Origin of the sequence: Alteraurantiacibacter palmitatis (genome assembly GCF_037154115.1) — a bacterium.
GTDB lineage: Bacteria > Pseudomonadota > Alphaproteobacteria > Sphingomonadales > Sphingomonadaceae > Alteraurantiacibacter > Alteraurantiacibacter palmitatis.
In genome coordinates this window covers 430473-445617 of sequence record NZ_JBANRO010000001.1, presented here as the reverse complement: position 1 = coordinate 445617, position 15145 = coordinate 430473, and the positions used below count along the sequence as shown (strand labels likewise).

The following is a 15145-nucleotide window of genomic DNA, read 5'->3' as shown; positions in this document are numbered from 1 at the left end:
GCCCGACGCGGGGAGAGAAGCCATTGTAAGGTAGGTCAGTCGTCCTTCAGGAAGGCCGGCAGATGGCCAGCGCCGCCGATATCGCCACCGGTGTCGCGGGTGTCATCGCGGCGCGGACGATCACCGCCGCCACGCGGGCCACGGTCACGGTCGCCGCCACGGCCACCACCGCCAGAGCGCGGGCCACGGCGGTCACCGCCCCGGTCGCCCCGGTCGCCGCGATCACCCTTGGGTTCACGCGCCGGGCGGGTGTCTTCCAGTTCCTCGCCGGTTTCCTGGTCAACCACGCGCATCGACAGGCGAACCTTGCCGCGCGGATCGATTTCGAGAACCTTGACCTTCACTTCCTGGCCTTCGGTGACGACATCAGTCGGCTTTTCCACGCGCTCGTTCTTCATTTCGGACACGTGGACGAGGCCGTCCTTGCCGCCCATGAAGTTCACGAATGCGCCGAAATCGACGATGTTCACGACCTTGCCGGTGTAGATCTTGCCGACTTCAGCTTCTTCCACAATGCCCGAAATCCACGCCTTGGCGGCTTCGATCTGGGCAATGTCGGACGAGCTGATCTTGATCACGCCTTCATCGTCAATGTCCACCTTCGCGCCGGTTTCGGCCACGATTTCGCGGATCACCTTGCCGCCGGTGCCGATCACATCGCGGATCTTCGACTTGTCGATCTGCATGGTGACGATGCGCGGGGCATGGGCCGACAGTTCGGTGCGGGCAGAGCCCAGCGCCTTCTGCATTTCACCCAGAATGTGGGTGCGCCCGGCCTTGGCCTGTTCCAGTGCCTTGGCCATGATTTCCTGCGTGATGCCGGCAACCTTGATGTCCATCTGCATCGTGGTGATGCCAGCCTCGGTGCCGGCCACCTTGAAGTCCATGTCGCCCAGGTGATCTTCGTCACCCAGAATGTCGGACAGCACGGCGAATTCGTCACCTTCCAGGATCAGGCCCATGGCGATGCCCGAAACCGGCGCCTTGATCGGCACGCCGGCATCCATCATCGACAGACAGCCGCCGCACACGGTCGCCATCGAGGAGGAGCCGTTGCTCTCCGTAATGTCGGACAGGATGCGGATGGTATAGGGGAAGTCTTCCTTGGACGGCAGCACCGGGTGCAGCGCGCGCCAGGCCAGCTTGCCATGGCCCACTTCGCGGCGGCCGGGCGCGCCAAAGCGGCCCACTTCGCCCACCGAATAGGGCGGGAAGTTGTAGTGCAGCATGAACGACTGGTAGGAGAGACCCTCCAGCCCGTCGATCATCTGTTCGGCGTCCTTGGTGCCCAGCGTGGTGGTGCAGATCGCCTGCGTTTCCCCGCGCGTGAACAGCGAGGAACCGTGCGTGCGCGGCAGGAAACCCACGATCGCCTCGATCGGGCGAACCTGATCGAGCTTGCGTCCGTCAATGCGCTGGCCGTCCTTCAGGATGGCGGTGCGCACAATATCGGCTTCCAGCTTCTTCATGGTCTTGATGGCGACCATCTGCGTCTGCGCACCTTCGGCGGCAAAGGCTTCCTTGGCCTTGGCCCGCGCTTCGTTCAGCGCGTTGGAACGGGCGGACTTGTCGGTCAGCTTGTAGGCGGCGGCAATATCCTTGCCCACCAGATCCTTGAGCTTCGCCTTGATCTCGGCGGTGTTGTCCGACAGGTCGACTTCCCACGGATCCTTGGCGGCCTGTTCAGCGAGCTTGATGATCGCGCCGATGACCTTGCGGCTTTCCTCGTGCGCGAACATCACCGCGCCGAGCATTTCGTCCTCGGTCAGCTCCTTGGCTTCCGATTCCACCATCATCACCGCGTCTTGCGTGGCGGCAACAACCAGATCGAGGCGGCCATCTTCCAGCGCCTTGTCCTGCTTGGGGTTGAGGACATATTCGCCATCGATGAAGCCCACGCGGCACGCGCCGATGGGACCCATGAAGGGCACGCCCGAAATCGTCAGCGCGGCCGAGGCGGCAACCATCGCCAGCACATCGGGCTCGTTCTCGCCATCGAAGGAAAGAACCTGACAGATCACGTTGATTTCGTTGTAGAAACCTTCGGGGAACAGCGGGCGAATCGGGCGGTCGATCAGGCGGGAGACCAGCGTTTCCTTTTCGGTCGCACCGCGTTCACGCTTGAAGAAGCCGCCCGGAATACGGCCGGCGGCGGAAAACTTTTCCTGGTAGTGGACGGTAAGGGGGAAGAAATCCTGCCCTTCCTTCACGCTCTTGGCGGCAGTCACCGCGCACAGAACAACGGTTTCGCCCAGGGTGGCGAGGACCGCGCCGTCAGCCTGACGGGCAATGCGGCCGGTTTCCAGAGTGAGGGTTTTCCCGCCCCACTCCAGCGATACAGTCTTGGTGTCGAACATATTTTTCCTTCGAACCCGCACCGCCAGATTGCGCCTGCGGGGTTTGCTGCCGGGTAATCCGCCCCGGTTGCGGTCTGGGGCATAATTCGCGCCCCGTGTGCCCTCCCCGCCGAATTGCGAAGGAATGGCGTTGCTGGCGCGGCCAACAAAAAGGCCATTGCGCCAAAAGCGAAAGGGCGGCCATTCCGGCCGCCCTCCCGAAAACTCTTACTTGCGAAGACCCAGCTTCTGGATCAGCGCGTTATACCGACCCACATCCTTGCTCTTGAGATAGGCGAGCAGGCTGCGACGCTTGTTCACCATCTTGAGCAGGCCGCGGCGGGAATGGTTGTCCTTGTGGTTGGCCTTGAAGTGGTCGGTCAGGTTGCGGATACGTTCGGTCAGAATGGCGACCTGCACTTCGGGGCTGCCGGTATCACCGGGAGCCTGCGCATTGTCAGCGATCACTTCGGCCTTGCGTTCAACAGAAATAGTCATCTCGTCTTCTTCACCTTTCGCAGCATCATGCGATATTGAAACCCCGCACGACCGTGGCCGTGCCGCCCGACACATCCACCAGCGCAACCGGAACATCGCCCAGCTTTGCCAGATGAAGCCCGTCGGGATTGGGCAATCCGGAAATGACCCGGCCCTGGCGGACCGCCTGCGCGCTTTCCGGATCGAGTGACAGGGCCAGGATGCCGTCCAGCCCCGCCTCCAGCGGCAGGAGGTGGTCTTTCAAGGCCGCGCCTCTACCGATTTCCTCCAGTATGTCCAGCGAAATCGCCTGCTGCTGAAGGAATGGCCCGGCCTTTATCCGGCGCAGATAGGTGACATGGCCCAAGGTGCCCAGCGCGTGCGCAATGTCGCGCGCCAGGCTGCGGATATAGGTGCCCTTGGAGACATGGGCAAGCAGCGTGACGCTGTCCGCCAGTTCCAGCGGGGCGGATGGATCGTAAGGATCGGGCCGCCCGGCGGTGGTGGCAAAGGCCGAATCCACCGCATCGAATTGCCCCCCGCCTTCCAGCGTCAGCGAATGAATGGTGACGCGCCGCGTTGCCATTTCCACCGCTTCGCCTGCACGGGCCAGATCATAGGCGCGCTTGCCGTCCACCTTGATCGCTGAAAAAGCAGGCGGCACCTGATCGATCGGGCCGGTAAAGGCATCCAGAATCGCCGCCACCGCCGCGCGCGGGGGGCGCCGGTCGCTGCTTGCCACCACTTGCCCCTCGGTATCGAGCGTGTCGGTCTCGGCGCCAAAGGCGATGGTAAAGGCGTAGATCTTGTCGGCATCGAGCATCCGGCCCGCCAGCTTGGTCGCCTCGCCCAAGGCAATCGGCAGCACGCCTTCGGCCAGCGGATCAAGCGTGCCGCCATGGCCCACCTTTACCTTGCCAAAGCCGCCCTCGCGCAAGACACGCTTCACCATGCCCACAGCTTGCGTGGAACCAAGCCCGCGCGGTTTATCGAGGATGAGCCAGCCGTGCGGCTGCGGATTATCGGTCATGGCACTGCCTTGGGGATTTTTGGCCCACTGGTAAAGACCCGCAGGCTGCGCCATGCTAGGCAACACGTTTCCGGTGAAAAGGGATCATCCGTGACAGCAAGCAGCCCCGCCGCCCCCTCGCCATCGCAGAAGGGTTTCCTCGGCTGGATTGAAAGGACGGGCAACAAGCTGCCTGATCCCGTCTTTCTGTTCCTGTGGCTGATCCTCGGCCTCGTCGCGGTGTCGGTGGCGGCATCGCTGGCGGGCTGGAGCGTGCCGCACCCGGCGGAAATCGACCCCGAAACCGGTGAGGCACGGGTGATCGCCGCCACCAGCCTGCTGTCGGCCGACAATATCCGCCGCCTGTGGGTGGAAATGCCCACCACCTTCACCCACTTTCACCCGCTGGGTTATGTGCTGGTGGTGATGCTGGGCGCAGGCGTAGCCGAAAAGGTGGGCCTGTTCGGCACCGCGATGCGCGCGGGCGTGCGCGACGCGCCACGCGCCTTGTTGACACCCATCGTGGTGGCGGTGGGCATGATGGGCAATCTGGCGGCAGACGCGGCCTATGTCGTGCTGATCCCGCTGGCAGGCATCATCTTCCACGCCGCCGGGCGGCACCCGATTGCCGGAATTGCGGCGAGTTTCGCGGGCGTATCAGGCGGCTTTTCGGCCAATCTGCTGCCGGGTCAGCTCGACGCGCTGCTGTTCGGCATTACCGAAGCGGCCGTGGAAAGCACCTTCGGCGCCTTCACCGCCAATATTGCGGGCAATTGGTATTTCATTGCCGCCATGTTCTTCCTGTTCCTGCCGGTAATCTGGTATGTGACCGATCGGATCATCGAGCCGCGCCTTGGCGCATGGGATGCCACGCGGGCGGGCACGGCCCATGCGGACGAACCTGCCGACCGTCCGCTGACCGAGGCGGAGCGCAAGGGTCTGCGCCATGCGGGCCTTGCCGTGCTGGCGGTGTGCGCGCTGTGGGCCTTTTTCGCGATTGGCCCCGGCACCCCGCTGATTGACGAGGCCGCCTCGCCCGAAGCGCAGCTGACCCCGTTCTATCAAAGCCTTGTGGCGGGCTTCTTCCTGCTCTTCATCCTCGCCGGCTGGGCCTATGGCCGCGCAACCGGCGCGATCAGCAATCACCGCGACCTTGTGAAGATGATGGCGGGCGCGATGGAGGATCTGGCCTATTACCTCGTGCTGGCCTTTGCCGCGGCGCATTTCGTGGCGATGTTCGGCTGGTCGAATCTCGGCCTCATTCTGGCGGTGAACGGGGCCGATTTCCTCAGCCATTCGGGCCTGCCCGCCTGGGCGCTGCTGGCCGCGATCATTCTGGTCGCCGCCGCACTCAATCTGCTGGTGGGATCGGCCAGCGCCAAATGGGCGCTGCTGTCCCCCGTTCTGGTGCCGATGCTGATGCTGCTGGGCATCTCGCCCGAAATGGCAACCGCCGCCTACCGTGTGGGCGACAGCGCGACCAATATCATCACCCCGCTGATGGTCTATTTCCCGCTGATCCTGATCTTCTGCCAGCGCTGGCAAAAGGATTTCGGTCTCGGTTCGCTGGCGGCAACAATGCTGCCCTATTCGATGGCGCTGCTGGCAGTGGGCGTGGCGATGACAATTGGCTGGGTGGCGCTCGACCTGCCGCTGGGGCCGGGGGCGAGCGTGTTTACCGATGTGCCTTCCGCGCAGGTCGCCCCGGCGGCAGAGGCGACGGCGCCGTAGGCTCAGCCTTCCGCGCCATCCTCCAGATCGCGCCGCACCTTGGGATCGTGCAGCAGCTGGTCGATGCGGCTCGCCTCGTCGAAGCTCTCATCGGCCATGAAGCGCAGCTTGGGCGCGAATTTGAGGCCGAGGCGATGCGCCACCTCGCGCTGAAAGAAGGCGGTGTTCACCTGCAAGGCCTTCACCACCTTCGCCTCGTCATGGCCCAGCAGCGGCTTCACATAGACCTTCGCCTGCCTGAGGTCGGGCGACATCCGCACTTCGGTGACGCTGACCGTGGTGGCGGAGAGCACTTCGTCATGCGCCTCGCCGCGCGCCAGCAATTCGGACAGGATATGGCGCACCCGCTCCCCCACTTTGAGCAGGCGGACCGAGGGTTCTTCGGAGGTGGAATGGCGGGGCATTTTACGAATCCATCTTGGCGAGTATGCGCCGCAGCGACCGAATGTTGCGGGCCGTTCCGCGCGGCAATTTCAGTTTGGCGCGGCGCATGGCGGGATCGAGAAGCGACCGCCCCACCCCTTCGACATAATCGATATGAAAACAATGCGTGCCCGGCGCCAGCCGTTCCGGCCCCGCATAGTTTTCCGCAAAGAATATCAGTTCCTCGCGGTCATATGGGGCGGACAGGAACACTGTGTGCACCAGCTTATCTTCTCCGTCATCAGCAAAGGGGTTTTCCGCAATCGCCGCGGCCAGTGCATCGCGGGTAAGAACCACGGCGAATGTATCGAACCCGAACGCCTCGCGCACGATATAACCGAGCTTTTCGGACAAGCCTTCGGTTGGGCGTTCTTCGTGATCGAACAACACATTGCCGCTGGCAACCACGGTCTCGACGCCTTCGAAATCCTCACGCTCAAGCACATCGCGCAAATCGGCCATCGAAAGCCGGTTGCCGCCGACATTGATTGCGCCGAACAGGGCCACGTAACGGGTCATGATCCTCCAGAATTGCCTGGCCCCGCCCCCTGCCGCGAGCGGGAGGGGAATTCGGGGTTACAGCGTGCGCTCACGCTCCTCGACCGTAAAGACTTCGAGCATATCGCCCGGCTTGATGTCGTTCGTATCGGCCAGCACCACGCCGCATTCGAGGCCCGCGCGCACTTCGTCGACATCGTCCTTGAACCGGCGCAGCGAGGCGACCGTGGTGGCCGAGACGATCACATCGTCGCGGGTGAGGCGTGCGTGGAAGCCCTTCTGGATGATGCCTTCCAGCACCAGCAGGCCTGCCGCCTTGTCGCGCTTGCCGGCCGGGAACACCTGCTTGACCTCGGCGCGGCCCACCACGTGTTCGATCCGTTCGGGGCCCCAGATGCCCGCCATCTCCTTCGCCACATCGGCGGTGAGGTGATAGATGACATCGTAATACATCATCCGGGTCTTGTGCCGTTCGATCTGCTGGCGCGCATTGGCGTTGGGGCGGACATTGAAGCCGATGATCGGCGCCTTGCTGGCCGCAGCCAGCGTCACGTCGCTTTCGGTAATCGCGCCCACGCCTGCGTTCAGCACCCGCACCTTGATCTCGTCATTCGAGAGGTTGTGGAGCGCGGTGACAATGGCCTCCACGCTGCCTTGCACATCGGCCTTCACCACCACCGGATATTCGATCACGCTGCTCTTCAGGCTGGAGAACATGGTGTCGAAATTGGTGGGGGCCAGCGTCGTGCGCTTCTCGGTCTCGCGCTGCTGGCGGAACGAGGCGACTTCGCGGGCGCGCTGTTCGTTTTCCACCACGGTGAGCGAATCGCCCGCCTGCGGCACCCCGCCAAGGCCCAGCACTTCGACCGGAGTGGCAGGGCCGGCCTGCTTGATCTGCTGCCCGCGATCGTCGATCAGCGCGCGCACGCGGCCGCTCTGCGTGCCCGCCACGAACACATCGCCCACTTTCAGCGTGCCGCGATTGACCAGCACGGTCGCCACGGGGCCACGGCCCTTGTCGAGCTTGGCTTCGATCACGGTTGCATCGGCCAGGCGATCAGGATTGGCCTTCAGTTCCATCAGTTCGGCCTGAAGCAGGATCTTCTCGATCAGTTCGTCCAGCCCCGCGCCGGTCTTGGCGGAAACTTCCACGTCCTGCACATCGCCCGACATCGCCTCGACCACCACTTCATGTTCAAGCAGGCGTTCGCGGATCTTCTGCGGGTTGGCTTCGGGCTTGTCGCACTTGTTGATCGCCACGATCATCGGCACGCCGGCCGCCTTGGTGTGATTGATCGCCTCGATCGTCTGCGGCATGATCCCGTCATCGGCTGCCACCACCAGGATGACGATGTCGGTCACATTCGCGCCGCGCTGGCGCATCTGCGTGAACGCGGCGTGGCCCGGCGTGTCGAGGAAGGTGATCTTGTCCTTGTTCTTCGTCGTGATCTGATAGGCGCCGATGTGCTGGGTGATGCCGCCGGCCTCGCCCTTCACCACATTGGCCCCGCGCAGCGCGTCCAGAAGGCTGGTCTTGCCGTGATCGACATGGCCCATGATCGTGACCACGGGCGGGCGCGGCTTCAGGGTCTCTTCCGGATCCTGATCCTCGGACGTGTCGATGTCGACATCGCTCTCGGACACGCGGGTGATGTTGTGGCCGAATTCCTCGACCAGCAGTTCCGCGGTATCCTGATCGATCGTCTGGTTGACGGTCACCATCATGCCCATGTTGAACAGGGACTTCACCAGATCGGCGCCCTTTTCGGCCATGCGGTTGGCCAGTTCCTGCACCGTGATCGCTTCGGGCACGACCACGTCGCGCACCTGCTTCTCGCGGCTCTGGCTCTGGCCCGAATAATGCGCACGGCGTTCCTTTTCCCGCGCACGCTTCAGCGCGGCGAGCGAACGGGCGCGCGCGCCCTCGTCCTCGTTCAGCGCGCGGTTGACCGTCAGCTTGCCGCGGCGGTTTTCCCGCTCGGAGATCTTGCCGGCACCCGCCTTGCGGTCCGAACGGTCAGGAACCTTCTTGGTCTCCTTGGGCGTGTCGGCGCGCTTGGCTTCGGGCCGTTCGACCGGCGTAAAGCGGCGCGGTGCGGGCGGTGAGGGCGCAGCGGTTGCATCGCCTTCCGGGCCTGCGGCAGGTTCTGCCACGGGCGCTTCGGGGGCAGCGGGCGCGGCTTCCGGGGCCGGAGGGGCGGCGGCTTCTTCCTCGGCGCGCTTTTCCTGAGCGCGGTTTTCCTCGGCGCGGCGCTTTTCCTCCTCAAGCGCGCGGAGCTTTTCCTCTTCCTCGCGGCGGCGGTTTTCCTCCGCCATGCGCAGACGATCTTCCTCGGCCTCGCGCTGGAGTCGAGCGACGCGTTCCTGCGGCGTTTCGCCGGCGGGCACGGATTTGCGCGGCGCGGCCGGAGGTGGTGGCGGCGGCGGTGCCACGGCAGCGGGCGGCGGCGGAGGGGGCGGCGGCGCAGCCGCTTCGGGCGCGCCCGGCTTGCCAAGCACGCGGCGGCGCTTCACCTCGACCACCACCTTGTTGGTGCGGCCGTGGCTGAAGGTCTGCTTGACCTCGCCGGCATCGACCGAACGCTTCAGCCCCAATGGCTTGCGTTCACGCTGCGGCTTGTCTTCGTTATCGCTCATACGCCTACCGATTTCCTTCAAAATTCAATTCATTGTCGCAGCGATACCGGGCAGATTGCCCGCATCGCCCGCAGCACTGTCGCCAGTGCCGGAATAAGCCCCGATAAAGGTCGCGAAACGCCCCAACGGGATTGCTACCCGCTGTGCCGCAGCATGGTCCACCAAGGCCAGGTGAACGACATTGTCGCGGCCCAATGCCACAGACAGGGTATCGCGGTCCAGTGGCAGCCTTTGGCCGACACGTCCGGTGCCTTCCTCGCCCAGTCCCACGCGCCACGCCTGATCGAGCTTGCGCGCACCATCGGCGCTGGCATCGGCGGCATGATACAGCGCGGCCACCTTGCCCATCCGCGCCTCGTTCGCGATTCTGTCTGATCCCAGGATCAGCTTGCCCGATCGCAGTTCCAGGCCCAGCCGGTCAAGCAAGGCACGCCGCAGCGCCGCCTCTGCCCGATCGGGCAGGTCAGCCGGAATGGTCAGCGCGCCGGTCTTGAACGCGCGGGCCAGCGCGCCTTTCAGCTTGCCGCTTGCCAGCGCAGCGGCCAGTGCGGCCTTGTCCACACCAATCCACGCCCCGCGCCCCGGCGCCTTGGCATGGGCATCGGGCAGAACCAGCCCATCGGGCGAGACCGCAAGGCGCAACAGATCGCCGCGCGCCGAACTCTCGCCAGTCAGCACACAGCGACGTTCAGGCGCATTGGCGGGAGCATTGCTGCCCCCGTGCGCCGTGCCGGTGATGTCGGAACCTAGCGGCTCATTGCGAGGATTCCGCATGGGCGGCCTCCTCATCTGCGGACGCGGCGGTATCGGCCGCATCCTCATCTTCGAACCAGTGCGCGCGGGCTGCCATGATGATTTCGTTGCCCTGCTCTTCGCTGAGGCCAAACGCACCCAGCACGCCGCCCTTGTCCTGCTCGCGGACATTGCGGCGCAATTGCGGGCCGTCGGCATTGCGGCGGCGCTGCGCTTCGCGCTTCTTGGCGATCAGTTCGTCGGTCGCCAGATCGGCCAGATCGTCGAGCGTCTTGATGCCCGCCTTGCCGAGCACGACCAGCATTTCTTCGGTCAGATGCGGGATTTCAGCAAGCGCGTCTTCGACGCCCAGTTCGCGGCGCTGTTCGCGGTAAGCCTCTTCCTTGCGCTCGATCGCTTCCTGCGCGCGGGTCTGGAGTTCCTCGGCCAGCTCCTCGTCGAAGCCTTCGATGCTGGCGAGTTCGGCCAGATCGACATAGGCGACTTCCTCCAGCTCGGCGAAGCCTTCGGCCACCAGCAGCTGCGAAAGCGTTTCGTCGACGTCCAGCTCTTCCTCGAACATCTTGGAACGCTCGGCAAATTCCTTGCTGCGCTTTTCCGAGGCTTCCTCCTCGGTCATGATGTCGATCTGGTGACCGGTCAGCTGGCTGGCGAGGCGCACATTCTGGCCGCGGCGGCCAATGGCGAGGCTGAGCTGATCGTCGGGCACCACCACTTCGATGCGGCCTTCATCCTCGTCCAGCACCACGCGCGACACGGTGGCGGGTTGCAGCGCGTTCACCACGAAGGTCGCGGTATCCTCGCTCCAGGGGATGATGTCGATCTTTTCGCCCTGCAATTCCTGCACCACCGCCTGCACGCGGCTGCCCTTCATGCCGACGCAGGCGCCGACCGGGTCAATGCTGGAATCGCGGCTGATCACGCCGATCTTGGCGCGGCTGCCCGGATCGCGCGCAGCGGCCTTGATCTCGATCACGCCGTCATAGATTTCGGGCACTTCCTGCGCGAACAGCTTCTTCATGAAATCGGGATGCGCGCGCGACAGGAAGATCTGCGGGCCGCGGTTGTTGCGCTCCACCTTCATGATCAGCGCGCGCACGCGCTCACCCGGACGGGCCGCTTCACGCGGGATCTGCTGGTCGCGCCGGATCACGCCTTCGGCGCGGCCCAGATTGACAATCACATGGCCGAATTCGACCGACTTGATCACCCCGGTGATGACTTCGCCCGCGCGGTCCTTGAATTCCTGATACTGGCGCTCGCGCTCGGCATCGCGGACCTTCTGGAAGATGACCTGCTTGGCGCTCTGCGCGTCGATGCGGCCCAGGTCCACCGGGGGCAGCGGATCGACGATGAAATCGCCCACCTTTGCGCCGGGCTGCAACTTGTCGGCCTGCTTGGGATCGACCTGCTTGAAATAGTCCTCGACCTCCTCGACCACTTCGACCACGCGCCACAGGCGCAGATCGCCCGTCAGCGGGTCGAGCTTGGCGCGGATATCGTTTTCGGCACCGTAACGCGCGCGGGCGGCCTTCTGGATGGCCTCCTCCATCGCTTCGATCACGATCGCCTTGTCGATCATCTTTTCCGACGCGACGGCGGTGGCAATCGCGAGCAGTTCGGCCTTGTTGGCGGAAATCGGGGTGGCCATCAGTCTTCGACCTTCTCTTCCTCGGTGGATTCTTCGATTTCGTCCGCGCCGCTCATGTCGAGCGGCTGGGTCGCGGCAATCAGCCTGTCAGTCAGCACCAGCTGGGCATAAGCGATCTGGGCCAGCGGCACCTCGACCCGGCCCAGCTTGCGGTCTTCAATGGCGACCACATCGCCATCAAGCCCCAGCAATTCGCCCGACAGGCGGCGGTGTTCGTGGCCGGGGAGCAGCGCGATCTTCGCCTCGTGTCCGGTCCAGTTGGCGTAATCCTTGGGCCGGGTGAGCGGGCGGTCGATGCCGGGGCTGGACACTTCCAGCATATAGGCGCCATCAACCAGCTCGCCCTCAGTCTCCTCCACCGCGTCAATCGCGGCGGAAATGGCGCGGCTGAGCGTGGCGCATTGTTCCACGATCATCTGCCCGGTGGCGGGATCTTCGGCCATGATCTGAAGCGTGCGCTCCTCGCCCTCGCCGCTCAGCCGCACGCGCACCAGGTCAAAGCCGAGCGCAGTGGCTTCGGCTTCGATCAGGGCAGTCAGGCGCGGCATATTGGCCATGGAGAGCAATGTATCCTTTCAATCCGGCATTGGGATGACAAACCGGAAGTGGGCCGGCCCCTTGCGGCGCCAGCATCCGTAAATTGCCTTCACAATGTCGGGATGACGCGCAGATAGGCGCATTCCGGGCGAAATGCAAGCGGCGATGGGGCGGCTCTATTCGGGCGGATTTCCGGTGATGCCGTGCTTTTTCAGGCAATGGCGCAACTGGTCATAGCTCAGGCCCAGCGCGGCAGCGGTCTGCCGCTGGTTCCAGCGGTGACGGCCCAGCGCCTGTTCGACGATGGCCTTTTCATGCGCGTCCACTGCCGCGCGCAGATCGCTCACCTGCGACAGATCGGGCGGCGGAGAGGCTGATGGCGAAGTGGGCGTTGCGCTGGCAGGGGGCACCACCGCAGCTGGCATCATGCCAACCGGCTTCCACGGGCTGTCGAACGGGTCGAACTGGATATGGCCTACCGGCTCGCCCCAGTCGTCCCAGCGGTAGATCGCCCGCTCCACCACATTGCGCAATTCGCGCACATTGCCGGGCCAGGGATATTCCTCCATTGCGCGGGCGACGTGCGGAGCAAAGCCGGGCCATTCCTGCCAGCCGAGTTCCGCCGCCATGCGCCGCCCGAAATAATCGGCCAGCACCGCGATATCCCCTTCGCGCACCCGCAAGGGCGGCAGGGTAATGACTTCGAAACTGAGCCGGTCGAGCAGGTCGGGCCGAAAGCGCCCCTCCCCGGCCAGCCGCGGCAAATCCTCGTTCGTGGCGGCGACGATGCGCACATCGACGCGGATCGGGCGGGAGGAGCCGATGCGCGTCACCTCGCCATATTCCACCGCGCGCAGCAGCCTCTCCTGCGCGCCCATCGACAGCGTGGCGAGTTCATCGAGGAACAGCGTGCCGCCATTCGCTTCTTCAAACCGTCCTTCGCGCGCGCGGGTGGCGCCGGTGAAGGCGCCTGCTTCGTGCCCAAACAGTTCGGCCTCGATCAGCGTTTCGGGAAGCGCGGCACAATTGAGCGTGACCAGCGGCTCCTCCCACCGGTCGGACAGGCGGTGCAGGCGTTCGGCGATCAGTTCCTTGCCTGTGCCGCGCTCCCCGATCACCAGCACCGGGCGGCGCAGAGGTGCGGCGCGGCTGGCGCGTTCGACCGCATCGAGAAACGCGCCCGATTGGCCGATAAACTGATTTCCCCGCTCCATTCCCAAGGAATAGCAAATATCCCCAAGGCTTGGCAATATTTCCTAACTTCGTCCCGCAATATGCAGGCAAGAATGGCGGATTTCCGCGCTTTGCGGCAATTGGCACGGCGGTTGCAACTTATCCCGCAACACCGGCTACGGCCGCCAATTCAAGGGGAAACGAACCATGTCGAACAACCGCTTCTTTGCCAGCAAACTGGGCCTCAGCGCGCTGATCAGCGTGGCCGCGATGGTGGCCTTCAACCTGTTCGCCGTGGCGCAGGCAAGCTCCGCCTCCACCTCCTATTCCAACCCGCTGGGCAGCGCGCCTGCCGCGCTGGTGCAGATGGCGGAACTGGCGTGAACGACAGGCCGGGCACCGCGCTGACGCCGGTTGATACGCAGCGGCCCGTTCAGGCCGCGCCCTCGCGCCTTGAACGCGAGATCGAACGGCTGCGCAGCGGTGCTTCACGGCTTCCCACACCCACCCGCAATTCGCTATCCGCTGCCTATTCCACTTCCACAGGAGCTGCCTTGATGGGCATTTTTTCCCGCACGCGTGACATTATCGCGGCCAATTTCAACGAATTGCTCGATTCATCCGATGATCCGGCAAAGATGATCCGCATGATCATCCTGGAAATGGAGGAAACGCTGGTGGAAGTGCGCGCCAGCGCCGCGCGCACGATTGCCGACCAGAAGGAAATGCACCGCCACGCGGCCAAGCTCGACAAATTGCAGGCCGATTGGGCCGACAAGGCGCAATTGGCGCTGTCCAAGGGGCGCGAGGATTTGGCGCGGGCCGCGCTGGTCGAAAAGCGCCGCGCAGCCGACATGGCTGAACAGCTGAAGGCCGAAATCGCGGTGCTGGAAGATGCGCTGCGCGCTTACGAGGTGGACATCCACAAGTTGCAGAGCCGCCTGCGCGAAGCCCGCAGCCGGCAAAGCCAGATCGCCGCACGCCTCGAAAGCGCGGAAAACCGCTTCAAGCTGCGCAGCCTGATGACGAATGAGCGCGTGGACGAGGCGCTGGCCCGGTTCGACCAGCTCGAACGCCGCGTGGATTACGCAGAAGGCCGCGCCGATGCGATCGGGATGCAGGGCGGCAAGGCCACGCTGGCGGATGAATTCGCGGCTCTCGAAGGCACGGACAAGGTGGACGAGGAGCTGGAGGAAATGAAGCGCGCCCTGGGGATGGGCGGGAAGCACGAGGGGTAAGGGCCATGGAACCGCTGATCGGAATTCTTGCGGTCTTCATCGGATTGCCGTGGATCGTGCTCCACTACATGACCAAGTGGAAGACCGCCGCCAGCATCACCAGCGATGACGAAGCGCTGCTGGAGGAGCTCTATCAACTGGCCAAGCGGCTGGATGAACGCATGGACACGGTGGAACGGCTGGTGGCCAGCGATCACGCAGATTTCAAGCCCGCGCGCGTCCTTCCCGATCTGGAAAGCGACAATCTGAAACTGCGCGAGCTGGAAATGATGCTTGCGGAAAAGAGAGGGGAACGCCGGTGAACACGCCGCATACGACGCTCTATCGCGACAAGGCCAATGGCAAGATTGCCGGGGTCTGCGCCGGGATTGCCGATTACACCGGGATCAATGTGTTCTGGGTGCGGCTGGGCCTGATCGTCTCGCTGTTCCTGCCGTTGTCGGCCATCACCGTGCCCGGCTACATCGCTGCCTGGTTCCTGCTGCAGAAGAAGCCGCCCTATCTCTACCGCGACGAGGGTGAGCAGAAATACTGGCAGCGCGTGCGGCAATCGCCAAAGCGCACCGCGCGTGAAATCCGCGCCCAGTTCCGCACCATCGACCGGCGGCTGGCGGAAGTGGAAAGTTTCTACGTCAACAGCAATCCGCGCCTTTCCGACGAGATCGAAAAGCTGCGCTGACAT

Annotated in this window: 15 protein-coding genes; 5 read left to right on the top strand and 10 right to left on the bottom strand. The window is 64.2% G+C overall.

Features of this window, described 5'->3' with window-relative positions; genetic code table 11:
* Window positions 1-35: 35 nt before the first annotated feature.
* The 3 genes from pnp to truB all read right to left on the bottom strand — a co-directional run bounded on the left by pnp (window position 36) and on the right by truB (window position 3843).
* Window positions 36-2357 carry a polyribonucleotide nucleotidyltransferase gene (gene pnp, locus WFP44_RS01930; protein WP_336924645.1) on the bottom strand — a complete coding sequence of 774 codons (2322 nt, stop codon included), beginning with the start codon at window positions 2355-2357 and terminating at the stop codon, window positions 36-38.
* A 207-nt stretch (window positions 2358-2564) separates the two neighbouring features.
* On the bottom strand, window positions 2565-2834 hold the full coding sequence (gene rpsO, locus WFP44_RS01925) for a 30S ribosomal protein S15 (RefSeq protein ID WP_336924644.1): 270 nt from the start codon (window positions 2832-2834) through the stop codon (window positions 2565-2567).
* Window positions 2835-2859: 25 nt separating this feature from the next.
* On the bottom strand, window positions 2860-3843 hold the full coding sequence (truB, locus tag WFP44_RS01920; protein ID WP_336924643.1) for a tRNA pseudouridine(55) synthase TruB: 984 nt from the start codon (window positions 3841-3843) through the stop codon (window positions 2860-2862).
* 90 nt (window positions 3844-3933) lie between these two features.
* Here truB and WFP44_RS01915 point away from each other — a divergent pair, with 90 nt between their 5' ends.
* Window positions 3934-5553 (top strand): AbgT family transporter, encoded by a 1620-nt coding sequence (locus WFP44_RS01915; protein WP_336924642.1) that lies wholly within the window; start codon window positions 3934-3936, stop codon window positions 5551-5553.
* 2 nt (window positions 5554-5555) lie between these two features.
* On the opposite strand, the gene rbfA is transcribed toward WFP44_RS01915, so the two are convergent.
* From rbfA to pspF, 7 genes are all read right to left on the bottom strand, one after another.
* Entirely contained in the window at window positions 5556-5957 is a 402-nt protein-coding gene (gene rbfA / locus WFP44_RS01910; protein WP_336924641.1) for a 30S ribosome-binding factor RbfA, read from the bottom strand.
* 1 nt (window position 5958) lies between these two features.
* Window positions 5959-6495: a DUF1697 domain-containing protein gene (locus WFP44_RS01905; RefSeq protein WP_336924640.1), complete on the bottom strand. Its 537-nt coding sequence runs from the start codon at window positions 6493-6495 to the stop codon at window positions 5959-5961.
* Between the two features lie 57 nt (window positions 6496-6552).
* Window positions 6553-9111, bottom strand: a complete 2559-nt coding sequence (gene infB / locus WFP44_RS01900) for a translation initiation factor IF-2 (protein ID WP_336924639.1) — start codon at window positions 9109-9111, stop codon at window positions 6553-6555.
* Between the two features lie 24 nt (window positions 9112-9135).
* Window positions 9136-9885 carry a DUF448 domain-containing protein gene (locus WFP44_RS01895; RefSeq protein WP_336924638.1) on the bottom strand — a complete coding sequence of 250 codons (750 nt, stop codon included), beginning with the start codon at window positions 9883-9885 and terminating at the stop codon, window positions 9136-9138.
* Window positions 9866-11515 carry a transcription termination factor NusA gene (nusA, locus tag WFP44_RS01890; RefSeq protein ID WP_336924637.1) on the bottom strand — a complete coding sequence of 550 codons (1650 nt, stop codon included), beginning with the start codon at window positions 11513-11515 and terminating at the stop codon, window positions 9866-9868. Before nusA ends, WFP44_RS01895 begins: the two co-directional genes overlap by 20 nt.
* Window positions 11515-12072, bottom strand: a complete 558-nt coding sequence (rimP, locus tag WFP44_RS01885; RefSeq protein ID WP_336924636.1) for a ribosome maturation protein RimP — start codon at window positions 12070-12072, stop codon at window positions 11515-11517. The genes nusA and rimP overlap by 1 nt, the downstream gene beginning before the upstream one ends.
* Before the next feature lie 156 nt (window positions 12073-12228).
* Entirely contained in the window at window positions 12229-13266 is a 1038-nt protein-coding gene (pspF, locus tag WFP44_RS01880) for a phage shock protein operon transcriptional activator (protein WP_336924635.1), read from the bottom strand.
* Window positions 13267-13432: 166 nt separating this feature from the next.
* Here pspF and WFP44_RS01875 point away from each other — a divergent pair, with 166 nt between their 5' ends.
* Genes WFP44_RS01875 through pspC form a run of 4 tightly spaced genes read left to right on the top strand, consistent with a single transcriptional unit; the run spans window position 13433 to window position 15142 of the window.
* Window positions 13433-13609, top strand: a complete 177-nt coding sequence (locus tag WFP44_RS01875) for a hypothetical protein (protein ID WP_336924634.1) — start codon at window positions 13433-13435, stop codon at window positions 13607-13609.
* The gene (pspA, locus tag WFP44_RS01870; protein ID WP_377923110.1) at window positions 13606-14463 is read left to right on the top strand and encodes a phage shock protein PspA; all 858 of its coding nucleotides are present in this window, start codon (window positions 13606-13608) and stop codon (window positions 14461-14463) included. Before WFP44_RS01875 ends, pspA begins: the two co-directional genes overlap by 4 nt.
* 5 nt (window positions 14464-14468) lie before the next feature.
* Window positions 14469-14765: an envelope stress response membrane protein PspB gene (gene pspB, locus WFP44_RS01865; RefSeq protein ID WP_336924633.1), complete on the top strand. Its 297-nt coding sequence runs from the start codon at window positions 14469-14471 to the stop codon at window positions 14763-14765.
* Entirely contained in the window at window positions 14762-15142 is a 381-nt protein-coding gene (gene pspC / locus WFP44_RS01860; protein ID WP_336918454.1) for an envelope stress response membrane protein PspC, read from the top strand. Before pspB ends, pspC begins: the two co-directional genes overlap by 4 nt.
* Window positions 15143-15145: the final 3 nt, after the last annotated feature.

What these genes read in the sequence shown, in the direction of transcription:
- WFP44_RS01905 (WP_336924640.1), bottom strand. Translation starts at nt 6,495, where the DNA reads ATGACCCGTTACGTGGCCCTGTTCGGCGCAATCAATGTCGGCGGCAAC.
- nusA (WP_336924637.1), bottom strand. Translation starts at nt 11,515, where the DNA reads ATGGCCACCCCGATTTCCGCCAACAAGGCCGAACTGCTCGCGATTGCC.
- truB (WP_336924643.1), bottom strand. Translation starts at nt 3,843, where the DNA reads ATGACCGATAATCCGCAGCCGCACGGCTGGCTCATCCTCGATAAACCG.
- rpsO (WP_336924644.1), bottom strand. Translation starts at nt 2,834, where the DNA reads ATGACTATTTCTGTTGAACGCAAGGCCGAAGTGATCGCTGACAATGCG.
- rbfA (WP_336924641.1), bottom strand. Translation starts at nt 5,957, where the DNA reads ATGCCCCGCCATTCCACCTCCGAAGAACCCTCGGTCCGCCTGCTCAAA.
- infB (WP_336924639.1), bottom strand. Translation starts at nt 9,111, where the DNA reads ATGAGCGATAACGAAGACAAGCCGCAGCGTGAACGCAAGCCATTGGGG.
- WFP44_RS01895 (WP_336924638.1), bottom strand. Translation starts at nt 9,885, where the DNA reads ATGCGGAATCCTCGCAATGAGCCGCTAGGTTCCGACATCACCGGCACG.
- pnp (WP_336924645.1), bottom strand. Translation starts at nt 2,357, where the DNA reads ATGTTCGACACCAAGACTGTATCGCTGGAGTGGGGCGGGAAAACCCTC.
- pspB (WP_336924633.1), top strand. Translation starts at nt 14,469, where the DNA reads ATGGAACCGCTGATCGGAATTCTTGCGGTCTTCATCGGATTGCCGTGG.
- pspF (WP_336924635.1), bottom strand. Translation starts at nt 13,266, where the DNA reads ATGGAGCGGGGAAATCAGTTTATCGGCCAATCGGGCGCGTTTCTCGAT.
- rimP (WP_336924636.1), bottom strand. Translation starts at nt 12,072, where the DNA reads ATGGCCAATATGCCGCGCCTGACTGCCCTGATCGAAGCCGAAGCCACT.
- WFP44_RS01875 (WP_336924634.1), top strand. Translation starts at nt 13,433, where the DNA reads ATGTCGAACAACCGCTTCTTTGCCAGCAAACTGGGCCTCAGCGCGCTG.